We start from the raw sequence: 18,804 nt of genomic DNA on the forward strand, positions 1-18,804 counted from the left end.
TGGTTTAACCAGATCGGCTTTTATTGTCTTATGCCAGAACCCCGGTGGGGATCAGCATAAATGCTGGGATATCATTGCCGAAACCAATCGGCACCGGACCGTCATCATCATCACGATCACGACGACGCTTGTGATGATCGTTTTGCGGCCTGCCGCGGCGATCATCATTTGACGTACGGATCGGATCACGGCGTTCTTTGATTTCGCTGATTACCGGCTGCGGCTCATCTGCCTGAACAATCACAGGTGTCTCGACCTTCTGCTTATCTTTCGATTTGCCCCTGGCGTCTTTACCTTTGCCACGAGCATTCTTGCCCTTGCGTGACGTATCGTCAGATTCGTCAGTTGCTGGCAAGGTCGAAAGATCACCGTCATGCCATTCAACTTTTTCGCCAATCATGGATTCGATTGCCGAGAGGTATTTCGTGTCCGAAGCAGTCACCAGCGTGAAAGCTTTGCCCGAACGGCCTGCACGCCCTGTGCGACCGATACGGTGCACATAATCTTCCGAATGGATCGGAATATCATAGTTGAAGACGTGGCTGACGTCAGGAATATCGAGGCCACGGGCTGCGACATCCGAAGCCACGAGAAGCCGCAATTTACCCTCTTTGAAACCGGCAAGCATCGCCATGCGCGCGCGCTGGTCCATATCACCATGCAGAGCACCGGCATCAAACTCGTGGCGAACAAGCGAGCGGAAGAGTTCGGATACGTCTTTTTTGCGATTGCAGAAAATGATCGCATTCTTCAACGAATCTCCTTCAGCACGAATCAAATCACGCAGCACTGCGCGCTTGTCCCAATCCTTTTTGCCAGACTTCACAAGACGCTGGGTCACTGTTTTGGCAGTTGAGGATGCTTTTGCAACCTCAATGCGCGTCGGCGAATGCAGAAACTGCTCCGTCAGCTTGGTGATTTCCGGCGGCATGGTCGCCGAGAAGAACAGCGTCTGGCGGGTGAATGGGATCAGCTTGCAAATACGCTCAATGTCAGGAATGAACCCCATATCAAGCATACGGTCAGCTTCATCGATAACCAGAATTTCAACGCCGGTCAGAAGCAGTTTACCGCGCTCGAAATGGTCAAGAAGACGACCTGGGGTCGCGATGAGTACATCTGCACCGCGCTCAAGCTTGCGTTCCTGCTCATCAAACGAGACGCCACCGATCAGCAGCGCTACATTCAAACGCTGATTGACGCCATATTTAACAAAATTCTCTTCAACTTGCGCTGCGAGCTCGCGCGTCGGTTCAAGAATAAGCGTGCGCGGCATTCGAGCACGTGCACGCCCCTTTTCCAAGAGATGAAGCATTGGCAAAACGAAAGATGCAGTCTTACCCGTGCCTGTCTGGGCGATGCCGAGCACATCCTTGCGCTCCAGCGCGGGAGGAATGGCACCTGCCTGAATAGGCGTTGGCGCGGTGTAACCCGCAGCTTCAACAGCGGCGAGCACTTTCGGGGAAAGACCGAGTTCGGCAAATGTCGTCAATGGAGGCGCAGCTCTCTTTTTTGGAAATGAATTGCACCCATCCTGTCATTGCAGCCGCGTCATCCGGCGCAGGAACCAAGGCAGAAAAGGCGTCTGCAACGCAAAAAGCGTTTTCACGTAGCATCGCCTACGTCCACAGCGTGCAAAAGTCAACTAAAATACCATCAAAGAATATAAAAATGCTTATTATTTGTATTTTATTGTGCTTCCTCCAACACCAATGCGTGAATTTACTAAAATCATAGCCAACTAATGTCTAAATTGTTCTGTTAGAATTCGCTCATCCCAAGAATGATTTTGATCAAACAAGATCGCAACCTGACTGTCCAGATCTTCGCGCACTGTGACTGATCTTACTGATTTAACCTCGTTGTTGTCAGCAACCGCATTCACGGGGCGCTTTTCCGTTTCAAGCACATCCATGCGCACGGTCACATGTTTTGGCAAAAGCGCGCCACCCCACCGGCGGGGGCGAAATGGGCTGACGGGTGTCAAGGCGAGTAGAGGCGCTTCCAACGGCAGAATTGGCCCCTGTGCCGAGAGATTATAGGCGGTAGAACCCGCAGGCGTGGCAACCATCACGCCATCGCAGACAAGTTCATCAAGCCGTATCTTGCCATCAATGGTGATCCGAACCTTTGCCGCCTGATAGGATTGCCTGAAAAGCGACACTTCGTTGATTGCCAGCGCCTTGAAAGGCGGCGCATCTTCCGTCTCTGCAATCATTTCGAGCGGGCGGATCGTTTCCTTTTGTGCGGCGAGAATGCGCGTGGGCAAATCCTCAATGCTGAACTCGTTCATGAGGAAGCCGACCGAACCACGGTTCATGCCATAGACAGGCACCCCGCTATTCATGAAATCTCGCAGTGCCTGCAACATGGTGCCGTCGCCCCCGAGTGCCACGACAACATCCGCATCCTCAGCCGCAACATGCCCATAGCGCTTCACCAGCTCTTTTTGTGCAGCCAGTGATTCTTCTGTTCCAGATGGCAAAAAGTGAAGCGCCAGAGATTTATCGTTCATATTATTCGGTTCCAATGCGCCCAAAAAGATGCTGTTTCCACAGGCTTAATGGCTATCATATGCAAAACCTGCTGACTATTCCCTGCTCGATGTGAATTTTTGCTTTACACGCGCCAGAATTATGCTAATTCGACGCCAGTGCTGCCCTTATAGCTCAGTTGGTAGAGCACCTGATTTGTAATCAGGGGGTCGGGAGTTCGAGTCTCTCTGGGGGCACCACTTTAAGCAGTTGTGTATGAACACTGTATTTTTTCAAAAAAAATAACTTACCCTGTAATAGATGTCAGCCATTATCGCGGCTATATTTACGCTCAATACAACTATTGCCTCCATAATAATTGTATATTAAGCTTACTGAATATATCAAATGATCACTTAGGCTGATTAATCATGCATCAACGGCGTATCTGCATTTCCGTCGTCACGAGGAACAGGCCTAAGATGCTCTGTAATCTGTTTTCGTCTTTGGCTTCTATTCAGAAGCCAAACGATACAGATGTATCCTTCCTTGTCGTCGAGAATAACGCCTCCCCTACGCTTGATGGAACCATCGAAGATTTTCGTGCGCTTATGCCAAACGATCCGATCGACTATGTTGTCGAGGTCATTTTAGGCATATCATCGGCGCGTAACCGTGCGCTGAACCACGCCATTGAACAGGGTTTTGATTATCTTGTCTATGTGGATGACGACGAGTTTGTAGAGGCAGACTGGCTCGTGAAACTTTTTTCAGAGCGTGACCGACTTGATCTCGATATTGTCGGCTCTCCAGTAAGGCCGAAGCCATTTGATGAGAACCTGACAATTGTTCAGAAACTTGTTTGGTCGGGGATCGAACGCAGTGGCTATAAATCCGAGCGCAAGTGCCGACAGAAATGCGCAATGGGGCGTGGCGATTCGATCAAAGTTGCGACGGGAAGCTGGATGGGAAAACTGGACTTTTTCCGCGAGACCGGTTTGCGTTTTGATTCCCATTTTGGCCTGACTGGCGGCGAAGACTGGAACCTCTGGACGAAAGCAAAGTCGCTTGGCGCCAAAACTGGTTGGGCTTGTGATGCCATCGTCTACGAAACCGTACCCCCGTCTCGCCTGACACTGAGCTATCATTATCGCCGCAATCGCGATCATAATATTACCGAGTTCGGTGCGCGTTATCGGGAAAACCCCAATAAGACACTTAAAAAGCTGCCGCTCAAGATTGCAGGCCGCGGGTTAAAGTTTTTAGGCGCAAGCCTCTCCATACCGTTCAGGGGCGGCCAAGGCCTTGTTTCAGCGGCCACGGCTCTCGGTGGCGTCGTTGGTCTGTTTCAGGGGTGTTTTGGAAGAAAATCTCTTCATTACGCCAATACGACTGGTTTTTAATGCCAAATAGAAAAAGCCCCACGCAATGCGAGGGGCTTCTCTTTGACTATTAGAGCATGTCACGGAAAAGTGGGGACCGCCTTCGCGGGGAAATCAGTCCAACCGGACTGATTGCTATTCCCGCCACGATCCGACAACGACATGCGTTAAAATAAGAAGATAGAGTGAGCGTATCGGGTACGATTAAGCGCGACACGCTTTAGTACCAGCCGACAGCGACCTGTGCTTCTTCCGACATGCGGTCAGCAGACCATGGTGGATCGAAGGTCATGGTGACTTCGACCATGGAAACACCTTCGACAGCTCCAACCGCGTTCTCGACCCATCCCGGCATTTCGCCTGCAACCGGACAGCCGGGAGCCGTCAGTGTCATTTCGATTTTAACCGTGCGGTCATCTTCGATGTCGATCTTGTAGATCAGACCGAGCTCGTAAATATCCGCTGGAATTTCAGGGTCATAGACCGTCTTCAACGCACTGATGATGTCATCGGTCAGCCGAAGCAGCTCTTCCTGAGGAATAGCAGAGGCGGAAAAAACAGACTTTCCATCCGCCGATGCATTCACATCATCGGCTTTGGCTTCAGTCTGTTCCTGAACTTTTTGCTCGGTCTCGGTCATCCGAAAAACTTCCTTGCCTTTTCCAAGGCTTCTGCCAGCACGTCAACTTCAGCACGGGTGTTATACATGCCAAAAGATGCACGGCATGTAGAGGTAACGCCAAAGCGTTTCAAGAGTGGCTGTGCGCAATGCGTGCCCGCACGCACCGCGACCCCTGCCCGGTCAATGACCATCGAGACATCATGCGCGTGAATGCCATCAAGCGCAAATGAGATGATCGCACCCTTATCGGGTGCATTGCCATAAATGCGCAGTGAATTGATCTTACCCAGTTGCTCATGCGCATAGTTGCGCAAGTCTTCCTCGTGGGCTGCGATCGCATGACGGCCGATCTTTTCCATATATTCAAGCGCTGCGCCTAACCCAATCGCCTGAACGATTGGTGGTGTGCCAGCCTCAAAACGGTGCGGCGGATGATTATACGTAACGTTTTCCTCCGTCACTTCTTCGATCATTTCGCCACCGCCCTGAAACGGGCGCATCTTTTCGAGCATTTCAGCACGACCAAAGAGAACGCCGATTCCTGACGGGCCGTAAACCTTGTGGCCAGTAAACACATACCAGTCACAGCCCAGATCCTGCACATCAACTGGCATATGGACAGCACTCTGGCTGCCATCGACCAGCACCGGAATACCGCGTGCATGGGCCAGTTCAACGATCTTCTTGATCGGTGTCACTGTGCCAAGCGCATTGGACATATGGGTGATTGCCACAAGCTTCGTGCGTTCGGTCAGGCGCTTTTCAAATTCCTCAATATGAAACACGCCTTCGTCATCCACCGGCGCGAAGACAAGCTTTGCACCCTGCCGCTCACGGATGAAATGCCACGGCACAATATTGGAGTGATGCTCCATGATCGACAGAAGGATTTCATCACCCTCGCCGATATTGGGCATACCGTAGCCGTAAGCGACCGTGTTGATCGCTTCGGTGGCATTTTTCGTAAAGACAATTTCGTCAACAGAGCCAGCATTCAGAAAGCGGCGCACGGTTTCGCGCGACTTTTCGTAAGCATCTGTGGCAGCATTGGAAAGAAAGTGCAGGCCGCGATGCACATTTGCGTATTCATTTGCATAGGCATGTGTGACAGCGTCGATGACGCTTTGCGGCTTTTGTGCAGAAGCACCACTATCCAGATAAACAAGCGGCTTTCCATGAACCTGTCGTGACAGGATGGGGAAGTCTCTGCGGATCGCTTCAACATCATAGCGCGCTACAAGCGGATTCTTATGATCCATGACCGTTCCTTCTACCCTTGAGGCAGAAAAGGCGGAGCAAGCATGACTCCGCCTTGTTCAATCAAGCGTGGGCTGCAAGCCAGTTCGAGAGCACGTCTTCCAGCGCCTCAACCAAAGCTTCGTTTTCCAGCTCTTCTATCAGTTCGGCGATGAATGCTTTAATCAGCAAGCCGCGTGCTTCATTTTCCGGAATACCGCGCGCCATCAAATAGAAGAGGTAGTCTTTCGACAGCTCGGTAACCGTTGCACCATGGCCGCAAGCCACGTCATCAGCGAAGATTTCCAGCTCTGGCTTTGCATCGAACTCGCCATCATCCGATAGAAGCAGCGTGTTGCAGGCCATACGCGCATCGGTTTTCTGGGCGATCTGTGCAACACGGATCATGCCCTGGAAAACGCCGCGTGCGTGATCCTTGACCACGTTGCGGATAATCTGGGTCGAACGCGTGTTCTCAACAAGATGTGCAACCGTCATGGTGACATCGGTGTGGGAATCGTCTGCCAGCAGATTGAGGCCGCGAAGCTCGAAATCCGAATCTTCGCCTGCCACTGTCAGATGCACTTCCTGCCGAACCAGCTTGCCGCCAGCATTGACGATGTAAAGCGTGAGCTTCGAACCCGTGCCAATGGTTGCGTTGAACTGAGCAAGCTGCGTTGCCTGACCAAAATCACGCAGAATAACCCAGATGACATCAGCGCCATCGCCAACGCTCACATGGCTGACAGAGGTTGAGAAAGCATCGCCTTCGCCACCTGACTGACGTTCAATGATCGTTGCCTTGGCGTTCGCCCCAATTTCAACAGGAAAGCGCGTGTGGCCCTGCCCGGTCTTCTGGATGTTCTGAAGTTCAAGTGGTGCTTCAAGCTCAGTGTCAGCCGCAATCGACAATCCCCAGCCGTCGCTGACATAGGCAGCGTTGATCTGGCCAATCGTATCATCGGTTCCCCGAGTGTTAAGCTGCGAAACGAGCGAACCATCAGCAAGCCGGTCACGCACGGCAGTCAAGGTCACACCTTCCGGTGCCTTGGCTGCAAGCGTTGCACCATTGCTCACCGCAATGACAGAAGAGCCTGCCAGCAATGCGGGAAGCGCATTGGTGCCTGCACTCGGGTTGAAATCAGCAACGCCTTTGAGCAACGTGCGGAAATCCGTGTAATGCCAGCTTTCAATGCGGCGCGACGGAAGACCGTTCACTTTCAACGATTCCAGCGCATTGTCGCGTGCAACCACGACATCGGCATTGCCCGGAAGCTCGCCCATACGGGTCGCGAAACTGTCGATCAGTGCGCTTTCGGCTTGCGTCCTTGGCTTTGAGGTCTGGATATTCATAATCCGCCTCCTTAGGCTACTTCGCCAATAATGTCGGCGTAGCCGTTTTCTTCAAGGTGATTTGCAAGGGTCTTGTCACCCGACTTGATGACCTGTCCCTTGTAAAGAACATGCACGCTGTCTGGAACGATATAATCAAGCAGACGCTGATAGTGGGTGATCACGATCACAGCCCGGTCTGGCGAACGCAGCGCATTCACACCATCGGAAACGATCTTCAGCGCATCAATGTCGAGGCCGGAGTCTGTTTCGTCGAGAACGCAGAGGCTTGGCTCCAGAAGCTGCATCTGAAGAATTTCAGCGCGCTTCTTTTCGCCCCCCGAGAAGCCCACATTGAGCGGACGCTTGAGCATGTCCATATCGATGTTAAGGCCGCCAGCCGCTTCCTTCACGCGCTTGATGAATTCAGGAATTTTGAGTTCTGGCTCGCCGCGCGCTTTGCGCTGGCTGTTCATGGCAACCTTGAGGAATTCCATCGTGGCAACGCCTGGGATTTCCATCGGGTACTGGAACGCAAGGAAGATACCCTTGGCAGCGCGTTCAGCAGGATCCAGTTCGAGGATCGACTCGCCGTTATAAAGGATGTCGCCTTCGGTCACTTCGTAATCATCGCGGCCTGCAAGGATGTAAGACAATGTCGACTTGCCCGAGCCGTTCGGGCCCATGATGGCGGCAACTTCGCCCTTGTTTACCGTGAGGTTCAGACCACGGATAATTTCAGTATCCGTGTCAGCGATCTTTGCATGAAGGTTCTTGATCTCAAGCATGGGTATAAACCTTGTTCTTGTACCAGGAAAAGGCTGGTCAGAAAAATTGGAGAAAGGCAGTTAAAGCGCGTCGGATTAACCAACGCTGCCTTCAAGCGAAATGCCAATGAGCTTCTGCGCCTCGACGGCGAATTCCATTGGCAGCTCCTGAATAACTTCCTTCACAAAACCATTGACGATGAGGGCGATTGCCTCCTCTTCCGGAATACCGCGCTGCATAACGTAGAACAGCTGGTCTTCGGAAATTTTGGAGGTGGTTGCCTCGTGCTCAAACTGTGCCGTGGCGTTTTTCGCCTCGATATAGGGCACGGTATGCGCTCCGCAATCGTTGCCGATCAGGAGACTGTCGCACTGGGTGAAGTTACGAGCATTTTCAGCCTTACGATGGGCTGAAACCTGTCCGCGATAGGTGTTGCTGGAATTTCCGGCCGAAATACCCTTGGAAATGATGCGGCTCGACGTGTTCTTGCCAAGATGAATCATCTTGGTGCCGCTGTCGATCTGCTGATAACCGTTGGACACGGCAATCGAATAGAACTCACCGCGCGAATTGTCACCGCGCAGAATGCAGGACGGATATTTCCACGTTACAGCGGAGCCTGTTTCAACCTGCGTCCACGAAATCTTGGAATTATCACCACGGCAATCGCCACGCTTGGTCACAAAATTGTAGATACCGCCCTTGCCGCTGCTATCGCCCGGATACCAGTTCTGAACAGTCGAATACTTAATCTCAGCATTTTCAAGCGCGATCAGTTCAACAACGGCTGCGTGGAGCTGGTTTTCGTCGCGCTGTGGTGCCGTGCACCCTTCGAGATAAGACACATAAGCGCCTTCTTCCGCGATGATCAGCGTGCGTTCAAACTGGCCCGTATTTTTTTCATTGATACGGAAATAGGTCGAAAGCTCCATCGGGCAACGAACGCCCTTTGGCACATAGACGAACGAGCCATCGGTGAAGACAGCCGAATTCAGCGTCGCATAATAGTTATCCGAAACAGGAACAACTGAAGCGAGATACTTCTGAACCAGTTCAGGATGCTCGCGAATGGCTTCCGAAATCGAGCAGAAGATCACGCCTGCTTTCGCAAGCTCTGCCTTGAAAGTCGTGACAACCGAAACACTGTCGAAGACCGCATCAACGGCCACACGGCCCGATGCATAAACATTGTCCGATGGATTGCCATCAATTTCACTCGGCTCGCCCTGCTTACGCACACCAGCGAGAATTTCCTGCTCGCGCAGTGGAATACCAAGCTTTTCATATGTACGCAGCAGTTCGGGATCGACTTCATCAAGTGAAAGCGGACCCGACTGATTCTTCGGAGCGGAATAGTAATAGGCGTCCTGAAAATCGATCTTTGGATAATCGACACGCGCCCATTCCGGCTCTTCCATAGTGAGCCAGCGTTCATAGGCCTTCAGACGCCACTCCAACATCCATTCCGGCTCGTCTTTCTTGGCCGAAATAAAGCGAATGATATCTTCGTTGAGGCCTTTAGGGGCTTTTTCGGATTCGATTTCCGTCTCAAATCCGTACTTATACTGGTCCACGTCCAAGCCGCGAACCTGATCAATGGTCTCCTGCACTGCAGGCATTGGCGTTCTCCATCCTCGTCGAATTCAAGGTCCGACAGTTGCAAACGTCAGGGCGATGATAGTCACTATCCTCGCCACAATATAGTGTGCGTGACGCTTCTTTAAAACCTCTCTAAACTAAATTTCAAGCCCAGCTTTAAATTTGCCGGTAAAATTCAAGAATAATTTACAGAGATAGGCCCGATTACGCACTTAACTGGCCTTTGAGCGTTCATGACGGGCGACGATTTTTCCCAAAACGTCAAGAAACTGATCAACAGATTCGATAGGCGCATTGGGCTCAAGCGAAACACGGATCGCTCCCGGACCGTCTTCATGGCCCATAGCAGCCAGCACATGGCTGGGACCGACCTTCCCCGAAGAACAGGCTGAGCCTGCCGAGAGCGCTATGCCGCCAAGGTCGAATGCGATTTGAACGGTTTCAGCCTTTTGCCCGTCGAGCGAGAAGAATGTTGTGTTGGGCAGCCTATCAACGGATTTGCCGTGGATCGTGGCACTTGGTGCGATCTCCATAAGCCCCGCTTCAAGCCTGTCCCGCGCTTCAAACGACCAGCCATTGCCGTTCAGGCGTGCATGCGCAATATCTGCGGCGGCACCAAAGCCTGCAATCAACGGCAGCGCTTCCGTACCCGCACGATGACCTTTTTCCTGACCACCGCCACGAACAAGCGCCTTCGGCATCATAAGATCAGAGATTGCGATCACGGCACCAACGCCCTTGGGACCACCGATCTTGTGTGAGGAGATTATCAGATAATCGCCCCAACCCTCTGTCATATCGATCTTAATGCGTCCTGCGGCCTGTACCGCATCAACGACAAAGATGCCGCCTGCGGCTTTTACCGCTGCCGCAATTTCGCGTATTGGCTGAATGACGCCAGTTTCATTATTCGCGGCCTGAACAGCGACAAGTGGCAAGCCCGCGCTCTTATCGTGCGCTCTCAAAGCCAGCTCCAGAGCATCAAGACGAAGGCAACCATATTCATCAACAGGAAGAATCGTGATGTTTTCCGGTGCAAATTGCCCGCCGGCCAGCACACAAGGATGCTCGGTCGCACTGACATAAAGATGGGACAGGCGTACCGGCGAACGCCCCATCATATAGACTGGTGTTAGAAGTGTGGATGCGGCTTCGGTGGCGCCAGATGTAAAAAAGACGTGGTCAGGCCTGGCATGCACGAGGGCTGCCACACTGCGACGTGCCGATTCGACCAGCCCACGCGCCATGCGCCCCTCACGGTGAACGGAGGATGGGTTGCCCACAATGCCCAATGCTTCGATAACCGCATTGCGTGCTTCATCGAGCAAAGGCGCACTGGCATTATAATCCAGATAGAGCCTCTTGCCGGTTCCGATCACCGATACTATCTCCTAAGCAACATCATAAAGTGGCCTCAAGCGCAATTTTCTTGAATTTTCAATCCAGAAAAGCCTATTAAGCCACATCAGGTACTGAACTTTGGTCCAGTCTAACGAAATTTCCAATCGGTTTTAGAAGCGGCGCACACTCACGTCAAGTTCGCCATTTTAAAGCCGATCTTCCGATCACCAGCGGAGTACACATGCCAGAAGTCATTTTCAACGGCCCTGCCGGACGCCTTGAAGGCCGCTATCAGCCTTCGCGCGAAAAGAATGCGCCTATCGCTCTCATCCTGCATCCGCATCCGCAGTTTGGCGGAACAATGAACAACAAGATCGTCTATGATCTGTTCTACATGTTCCAGCAGCGTGGTTTTACAACGCTTCGCTTCAATTTCCGTGGCATTGGCCGCAGTCAGGGCGAGTTCGATCATGGCGCGGGCGAATTGTCAGATGCTGCCAGCGCGCTTGATTGGGTGCAGGCTCTGCACCCTGATTCCAAAAATTGCTGGGTTGCCGGTTATTCGTTCGGCGCATGGATCGGTATGCAGCTTCTGATGCGTCGCCCGGAAATCGAAGGCTTTATTTCGGTTGCACCACAGCCGAATACCTATGACTTCTCGTTCCTTGCACCTTGCCCATCGTCCGGCCTGATCATTCATGGCGATCAGGACAAGGTTGCGCCGCCAAAGGATGTGCAGGGATTGGTTGATAAGCTCAAGACACAGAAGGGTATCAACATCACGCAGAACACGATGCCGGGTGCAAACCACTTCTTCTCCGGCATGGGTGATGAACTGATCGACGAATGCTCGGAATATCTGGAACGCCGACTTGCTGGCGAACTGGTTGAAATTCGTCAGAAGCGTCTACGTTAAACAAATAAAATCTGACTCTTGTTAAAGCCCGGTGATTGTTTTCACCGGGCTTTTATTTTTGGTGGAAGCGCAAGAACACCGCCTGAAACAGGCTTATCGCAACCTGTTGTGTTTGGGTATGTCAGGGGCAGCCCACGCATGGAACGCACGGCCAGATAGGCCCATGCTTCCGCTTCCATCGCATCCCCATCAAAACCGGCTTTATCCGCATCCAGCACACATGCGCCTTCGCGCTCTGCAAGTGCGGTCAGCTCCGCCATAATGGCTGCATTCTTGCGTCCGCCACCACTGACCACATAGGTCCGTGGCTTTGCAGGCAGATGCGAAGCCGAGCGCAGAATGGCGGCGGCACTCACATAGCTAAGTGTGCGCGCACCTGTTGCAACGCTTGCCTCATCTTTCGCTGGTACAGCAAAATCGCAACGGTCCAGTGACCGGCGATGGTTCCCCTTGAAAAAGGCGTGATCAAGATATCTCAGAGCCAAGATCTTATCCACGGTGCCGCTCATGGCTGTAATACCGCCGGAGTCAAATCTGCCCTGTTCGTGCAACTCCATCCATTGGTCAATCAGCATATTGCCCGGTCCACTGTCATAGGCCATCAGTGAACCATCTTCGCCAACATAGGTGAGGTTGGATATGCCGCCAATATTGACGAAAACAACCGGGCCTTCGAGACCAAACGGAAGATTGGTGGCAAGCGCTGCATGATAGGCAGGAATAAGCGGTGCACCTTCGCCGCCGTGCTGCATATCTTCGGCACGCATGTCATAGACAACAGGAATGCCGGTTTCTGCCGCCAGAAGCGGTCCATCTCCGATCTGGACAGTCAGCGCCTCACGCGGACGATGCAACACGGTTTGGCCATGAAATCCGATCACGTCAATGTCTTCTGGACTGAACGAATGTGCGTATAAAAAATCCTGTATTGCGACCGCATGAAGTAATGTCTGGTCATGTTCAAGCTGTTTAAGAACACCGGGCCGCTCATGGCGATCCGTGATGCCTCGCGCATCAACAAGCGCGGCCTTCAAACGTGCCCGAAACCCGTCCGAATAAGACACCGCACTGGATGGCCCCCGCTCAACCCAGTTTTCGCCATCGGTGGTCAAAAGCGCAATGTCGATACCATCCATGGAAGTACCGCTCATCAACCCTATTGCGCGTTTCAAATCGCCCATACCGGAGTTTCCTTGTTATTCCCGCTTGAATGATGTTAAAGGCAAAATATCATAAGGCGGTAAGCACTTGATTACTGTTATTTCCATTCTCGCCTAACCAGTCAGGAAAAGGGCATGTCCGGTTTTAAATCCGATTTTCTTCGCACGCTTTCCGAGCGCGGCTTCATTCATCAAATGTCTGATGAAACAGGCCTAGACGAATTGTTGGCCAAGGAAACTGTGACGGCTTATATTGGCTTTGATCCGACAGCGCCAAGCCTTCACGCCGGCGGTCTGATCCAGATCATGATGCTGCACTGGCTGCAACAGACCGGACACCGCCCTGTAGCTCTGATGGGCGGCGGCACTGGCATGGTGGGCGATCCATCCTTCAAGGATGAAGCGCGCAAACTGATGACGGAAGATACAATTGCTGAGAATATCGCAAGTATCAAACGCGTCTTCGCAAATTACCTGAGCTTCGGTGATGGCCCAACCGATGCGCTGATGGTCAACAATGCCGACTGGCTGCGCGACATCAACTACCTTGAATTCCTGCGTGATGTTGGCCGCCACTTCTCGGTCAATCGCATGTTGTCGTTTGATTCGGTCAAGATGCGCCTTGATCGCGAGCAGTCGCTTTCGTTCCTCGAATTCAATTATATGATCCTGCAAGCCTATGATTTTGTAGAGCTCAACAAGCGCTACGACATCCGTTTGCAAATGGGTGGCTCGGATCAGTGGGGCAATATTATCAACGGGATCGATCTCGGTCACCGTATGGGAACGCCGCAGCTTTATGCCCTCACCTCACCTTTGCTCACCACGGCATCGGGCCAGAAAATGGGCAAATCGTTGGGTGGCGCGATCTGGCTGAACGCCGATATGCTCAGCGCCTACGACTTCTGGCAGTATTGGCGCAACACGGAAGATGCTGACGTAGAACGCTTCTTGAAGCTCTATACGACATTGCCAATGGATGAAATTGCAAAGCTTGCTGCACTTGGCGGCTCGGAAATCAACGAAGCGAAGAAGATACTTGCGACCGAGATCACCGCAATCCTGCATGGGCGCGATGCTGCGGAAGAAGCGGCAGAAACCGCCCGCAAGACTTTTGAAGATGGCGAACTGTCGCAGAATCTTCCAACCGTCGGCGTTCATAAGGCGACACTCAATGACGGTATCGGCGTGCTGGCTTTGATGGTGCTTGCAGAACTTTGCACCACCAATGGTGAAGCCCGCCGTCACATCGAAGGTGGTGCTGTGCGCATCAATGATGAAACGGTCACTGATCCACGTTTGAGCATCAATGCAACAGCGCTCAATGAGCAAGGCGTCATCAAGGTGTCACTCGGCAAGAAGCGCCATGTGCTTATTCGCCCTGCGTAATCCAAACTAAAGATGAAGAAAAGCCGGGTTTTGCCCGGCTTTTCTTGTTGTGATCAGAACTCAAAAATGGAACGGAAAATACCCGGCGCGATGATTGAGATCGGATTAACGATCACCTGCGGCTGCTTGGCACTGCCTTCAAGCTTAAAAGTAATACCCAAAAGACCACGATCCCGTCCATTGCCCAAAAGCGCTCCGAAAATCGGCACTTCACCAAAAATGCGGTTTACGCCATAAGCAGGCATGAATGTGCCGGTGATCGACATATTGCCGCGCGGATCATACAGCGTTCCCTGAAAAGTCGTTCCGACTGACGGACCACGGACGACGCCTTTCGAAAGCTTCATATAGCCTTCGCCCTTTTCAATCAGAGAAAAACCGCGCTCAATATCAACCCGCGACACGTCAATATCACGTTTAGCAGCCTGGCTAAGACTGGCGCCGCCCGTATTTGGAGAGCTCGTAACAATCTTTGCCAATCGGGGCTCATTGATGATTGCAAAATTACGAGCGTCAATCTGACCGCTTAGAGGTCCATTGCCCTGTCCCGCGAGGCCGACAGTGATCTTGCCACCGCGCATTTTGTCATAAAAATCAAAGAACCGCAAAACCGCACCGGCATCATTTGATTGTAACGATACTGATCGTGCGTCACCCTGATCATTATTCGTTGCGACAAAGGTTTCGCCAGAAGAGGTGATCGCATTGACCGAAACGCCGGAAATCTTACTTCCTGCATTCTCGTAAGAAACGGCGACATTGCGCAGCTTCTCATCGTTGAAGCCAGTGACCTCATCAATCTGCGCACTCACAATCACGCGGGGGCTTTTGCCACCCGAGGCTTCAGTCTTTTTCTGAAGGTCCGACACTTGCTTGATGATCGACCGGGCATCAAACTGCGATCCGCGCACCGTTACACGATAGCCGCCCGTTCCTTTCGTCGCTTTCACGCTCATGCGATCTGAACGCGTGAGACGTATGTCGTCGAAGTCAGCAGACTGCAAATCACCGCCGACAATTGACAGATTGCCCTTCGCGCCGAAGGCATCGCCGGTCAAAACCAGATTGCGAATATCGATCTTGCTATCTGCGTCACCGCTTCTAACCAAATCGAAAGTCGCCTTGGCCGGAACCCCGCTCCCCTTGCGCCAGCCAAGCCACGGCAAATTGATCTGCGTCTTGTTCAGATCGGCTGCAACATGCCGCTTGCCATTTTCTTCCATGCCAAGATCAACGGAAATCGGTCCAGTAAACAGGTCTTTCAATCCGGGCAACACCTTGCCACGCGCATTATCGTCAAGCTCAAGCCTGATATTCTGTTCGCGTTTAGCAGGGCCAGAGCGGTCCACAGGCTCGGTCATCGATATTTTTGCAGGTACCCCGTCAAGCTTGGCATCGGCTGAGATAAGAGCAACGGATTGATTGACCTTGATGCTGCCATTTGCATTGGTAACGGTAGAGCCTCCGACCGGCTTGGAAATGGCAAGATTCGTAAATCCAATATCAGCATCCCATGTCAGCGTGCCGGGTGGCGCTCCTTTGGAAACAGCAAAGCCGACCTTAACATGGGCTTTCACATCACCTGTCGCATCTTCCGGCTTAAAAGGAACGTTTTTGAGAACATCAATGGGCTTTTTACCGGCAATCTCGGCAATCGCCGCAGCTTCGCCCGAAACGAGCAAATCAAGTGTAGCGATTACTGGCCGTTGCGGCCCCCACGGAATAATCAGCATTCCGTCTGAAACCATCGCTTTGCGATTATCCGGAGTATAGGCAACGCCCTTTGCCAGCTTGATTGTTGTATGCGCGCCACGCACTGAAATGCTTCCTGCAACATCGCGCACCGGCGGCAGTTCTCCGATCACATCAAAGCGCGTATCGGCCACATTGAAATCGGCCTTGATCTCTTCGCCTGTCAATGGCGGCGGCAAACCGGGGCCATTAAAGCGCCCCCCTGCAAGCGAAATATCAATGCGGCTGTCTTTCAACGTGCCGCCAAAGAGGTTTTTGAGAACCCATTCACGTGCACCATCGGCAACATCGATCGGCCAGAGATGTTTTGCGTCCGCAACCGGCATTTCAGGAATGCGCAGCATGAAGATCATTTCTGGCGAACCATCGCCAAACCCCATGCTGCCCTGTCCATAAAGTTCGCCATTATTCGTCTTAATATCGAGATTAGAGAATTGAAGACGCTGTTGATTAGCCAGAAAATGGCCGGCGATCCTCACGCCGAAAGCCAATTGCGGATCATTTGATTCTGCTGGCATGCTGGTGGCGGAACTGGTCACCACTTCAAATCGATAATCAGGACCGCCGCTTTTATTTGTTTCGTCCGGTTCCGGTCCGAAAGCACCATTAAAGGCCGCAGTTAAACCACCCAACTGCAAGCGCGACGGCTTGATTTCAATTTTTCCGCTGCCAACAGAATGCTCTATCAGCAGCACCGCATTTCCGCGCACATCCGAAACGCGACCAACCTCTATATTGATGTCATCAGCGATGAGTTGCGCGGTCACGTGCTCAGGCACATCCCCATTGGCAACCTTGCCAGACAAAGCAAGGCTCGCCGTGGCTTTTAAATCGAAATGCGCAGGATTGGCTCTGTTGCCATCGATAATGGCTGCAACTTCCTCCGGTGAACCCAGATCAACCGGCAAATTGCTGATCTTGATCTGAAAGCCATCCAGATCATTCTCATGGCCTTTGCGATCTATGCTGCCATCAACCGAAATTATCTGATTATGCCATACGACACTGCCGCTCACCGAGATTTTTCCCGAATCCTCGACAAGCCGAAGCTTTTTCACGTCAATGCTTTGCTGCTGATCACCGGTTTTAAAACGGATTGTGGTGTTGAGCAGCCCGATAGCCCGAGTGTTCTGGTTCTGCAGCAATTCAAGATTGCGGCGCATAGTGGAAAAAAGCTCGCCCGAAACGGCGTCGAAATCAATATAACCCCGCTTGTCATAGGGGAGCGATTTCCAGAATCCTGCCCCCTCTTGCTCTGGTAAATCGAAGGCTGCGCCATCGATCTCAAGTTCGGCAACACGAATCTTGCCCGTCAGCAGCGGCAATGGTGCCAAGCCCAGTCGCACCGATTTGATATTTTTGATTTCAATGCCCTGTCGCGGATCATTGATCGAGACGTTATTCGCCTCCATTGCAACGAGACTGTTCTGATCAAGCGATAATCCGGCACTGCCGATCGTTGCAGATGCATCTTTTCCGAGCAGAAGACTAAGGCCCTTTTGCGCCTCGTCGCGCAGAAGGTCGCTGTTCACGCCACCACGCAGGATCACAAACCCCACGCCACCAACCAGAACCATAAGGATGCACAACGATAAAACGGCGTGCGAACACCACCGCAAAAACGAACGTCGGGGACGCCATGACGGGAGCACGCCGCCCTCATCGCCTTCAATGGCGAGGCGTTCGATTCTCTTCATCTCCCGCTTCGTAAAGCGAATTTTGCGCGGTTTATCTGTCAATATTTGAGCCGAACCCGTAATTTCTGCAAATGCTCACCCCTGCAATGCGGATTATAAAAACTCCATATCTATCTGTTTTTATTCCATTTATGCATATTAGCCAAACCGTTGATCGCTTTGCTTAACACCCTCGTGTCAGATGTTGCGTGGCATGGTTCGACAGGTCTGGACAGTTGCACAAGCTCACCCTGAATGCGATAGCTTTAAATGTAAATGTAACAGGCAGTTTCCCCGTTTATCCATAAAAGAAAGGCGCAGATATGGCTCGTCCCCAAGTTGGAGATCAGGCACCCGATTTCACATTGCCTTCAGACAACAGCGATACGATCACTCTTTCATCGCTGAAGGGCAAACCGGTCGTTCTTTATTTCTATCCAAAGGATGACACTTCGGGCTGCACGAAAGAAGCCATCGCCTTCTCACAGCTAAAGCCGGAGTTCGAGAAAATTGGCGCCCGTATCATTGGCGTCTCGCCAGACAGTGCGGAAAAGCATGCGAAATTTCGCAAAAAGCATGCGCTGCGTGTCGATCTGGCAGCAGATGAAGGCAAGACTGCGCTTGAAGCATACGGCGTATGGCTTGAGAAAAGCATGTATGGCCGGAAGTATATGGGCGTTGAACGGACGACGTTTTTGATTGATGCCGATGGCCGTATCGCCAAAATATGGGAAAAAGTAAAAGTCGATGGCCATGCTCAGGCTGTGCTTGAAGCAGCGCAAGCGCTTTGAGTGTGAAAGCCTCGCATAAGGTTCGTTTACCATGATAGCGTGAAGTCGAATCAACAATTGAGGATGCGAAGACAGCAGGCATGGCGCAAAAATGGAACAAGACAGAGAAAGCAAAGCGCGAAAAAGGTCACAGTGATCCTATCGCGCCGTCTGTTTCCATAAAAAGAGCGCATATAGCATTGCTTGGCGTTATGGTTGTGTGTGCGGGCATTGGAGCAAGCATCTATAGCGGATTTGAAAAGGCTCCTGACAATGAACAAGGCCTTGATAAACCAAATAGCAAGGTTGCAGCGATCTTGAAGAGGCCGACCACGATGCAGCCATTGCCCGAAATGCCTTCAGAGGCACCTCCTGGCGTCTCCACCC

The 18,804-nt window shown here is 52.1% G+C and carries 14 protein-coding genes and 1 tRNA gene; 5 read left to right on the forward strand and 10 right to left on the reverse strand.

From position 1 onward, the window contains the following. Positions 1–28: 28 nt before the first annotated feature. Together ABE530_RS07640 and ABE530_RS07645 are read right to left on the reverse strand one after the other, a co-directional pair. Complete coding sequence (locus ABE530_RS07640) at positions 29–1,492, reverse strand: DEAD/DEAH box helicase (protein WP_499694151.1); 1,464 nt, start codon at positions 1,490–1,492, stop codon at positions 29–31. A gap of 249 nt (positions 1,493–1,741) precedes the next feature. Next, positions 1,742–2,515: an NAD kinase gene (locus ABE530_RS07645; protein WP_265983765.1), complete on the reverse strand. Its 774-nt coding sequence runs from the start codon at positions 2,513–2,515 to the stop codon at positions 1,742–1,744. Positions 2,516–2,658: 143 nt separating this feature from the next. Here ABE530_RS07645 and ABE530_RS07650 point away from each other — a divergent pair. Both ABE530_RS07650 and ABE530_RS07655 read left to right on the forward strand, forming a co-directional pair. Next, a tRNA-Thr gene (locus tag ABE530_RS07650) sits at positions 2,659–2,734 on the forward strand. Positions 2,735–2,905: 171 nt separating this feature from the next. Further along, positions 2,906–3,877, forward strand: coding sequence for a glycosyltransferase family 2 protein (locus ABE530_RS07655; protein ID WP_265983764.1), 972 nt, complete (start codon positions 2,906–2,908; stop codon positions 3,875–3,877). Positions 3,878–4,076: 199 nt separating this feature from the next. On the opposite strand, the gene ABE530_RS07660 is transcribed toward ABE530_RS07655, so the two are convergent. From ABE530_RS07660 to ABE530_RS07685, 6 genes are all read right to left on the reverse strand, one after another. After that, a complete protein-coding gene (locus ABE530_RS07660; protein ID WP_265983763.1) occupies positions 4,077–4,496 on the reverse strand; it encodes an SUF system Fe-S cluster assembly protein in 420 nt (139 codons plus the stop codon). Beyond that, positions 4,493–5,737, reverse strand: a complete 1,245-nt coding sequence (locus ABE530_RS07665) for a cysteine desulfurase (RefSeq protein ID WP_265983762.1) — start codon at positions 5,735–5,737, stop codon at positions 4,493–4,495. Before ABE530_RS07665 ends, ABE530_RS07660 begins: the two co-directional genes overlap by 4 nt. A gap of 61 nt (positions 5,738–5,798) precedes the next feature. Next, a complete protein-coding gene (sufD, locus tag ABE530_RS07670) occupies positions 5,799–7,067 on the reverse strand; it encodes a Fe-S cluster assembly protein SufD (protein WP_499694152.1) in 1,269 nt (422 codons plus the stop codon). Between the two features lie 11 nt (positions 7,068–7,078). Next, a complete protein-coding gene (gene sufC, locus ABE530_RS07675) occupies positions 7,079–7,834 on the reverse strand; it encodes a Fe-S cluster assembly ATPase SufC (protein WP_265983760.1) in 756 nt (251 codons plus the stop codon). 75 nt (positions 7,835–7,909) lie between these two features. Continuing rightward, a complete protein-coding gene (gene sufB / locus ABE530_RS07680; RefSeq protein ID WP_265983759.1) occupies positions 7,910–9,433 on the reverse strand; it encodes a Fe-S cluster assembly protein SufB in 1,524 nt (507 codons plus the stop codon). Between the two features lie 192 nt (positions 9,434–9,625). Further along, positions 9,626–10,792 carry a cysteine desulfurase family protein gene (locus ABE530_RS07685; protein ID WP_499694153.1) on the reverse strand — a complete coding sequence of 389 codons (1,167 nt, stop codon included), beginning with the start codon at positions 10,790–10,792 and terminating at the stop codon, positions 9,626–9,628. A 203-nt stretch (positions 10,793–10,995) separates the two neighbouring features. On the opposite strand from ABE530_RS07685, the gene ABE530_RS07690 reads away from it, so the two are divergent. Further along, positions 10,996–11,670 (forward strand): alpha/beta hydrolase, encoded by a 675-nt coding sequence (locus tag ABE530_RS07690; protein ID WP_265983757.1) that lies wholly within the window; start codon positions 10,996–10,998, stop codon positions 11,668–11,670. A gap of 41 nt (positions 11,671–11,711) precedes the next feature. Here the strand turns inward: ABE530_RS07690 and ABE530_RS07695 are convergent, their stop codons facing one another. Next, positions 11,712–12,851, reverse strand: coding sequence for an anhydro-N-acetylmuramic acid kinase (locus ABE530_RS07695; protein WP_499694154.1), 1,140 nt, complete (start codon positions 12,849–12,851; stop codon positions 11,712–11,714). 114 nt (positions 12,852–12,965) lie between these two features. Between ABE530_RS07695 and tyrS the strand changes: the two genes are divergently transcribed. After that, positions 12,966–14,219, forward strand: a complete 1,254-nt coding sequence (tyrS, locus tag ABE530_RS07700) for a tyrosine--tRNA ligase (protein WP_265983755.1) — start codon at positions 12,966–12,968, stop codon at positions 14,217–14,219. Positions 14,220–14,272: 53 nt separating this feature from the next. Here tyrS and ABE530_RS07705 read toward each other — a convergent pair whose 3' ends face one another. Next, positions 14,273–17,668 (reverse strand): RNA-binding protein, encoded by a 3,396-nt coding sequence (locus tag ABE530_RS07705; RefSeq protein WP_499694155.1) that lies wholly within the window; start codon positions 17,666–17,668, stop codon positions 14,273–14,275. Between the two features lie 302 nt (positions 17,669–17,970). Here ABE530_RS07705 and bcp point away from each other — a divergent pair, with 302 nt between their 5' ends. Further along, positions 17,971–18,438 (forward strand): thioredoxin-dependent thiol peroxidase, encoded by a 468-nt coding sequence (gene bcp / locus ABE530_RS07710; RefSeq protein WP_265983753.1) that lies wholly within the window; start codon positions 17,971–17,973, stop codon positions 18,436–18,438. The last annotated feature ends 366 nt before the right edge of the window (positions 18,439–18,804 follow it).

This window comes from Brucella sp. TWI559 (assembly GCF_039674265.1).
In the GTDB taxonomy this organism is placed as follows: Bacteria; Pseudomonadota; Alphaproteobacteria; order Rhizobiales; family Rhizobiaceae; genus Brucella; species Brucella chromiisoli.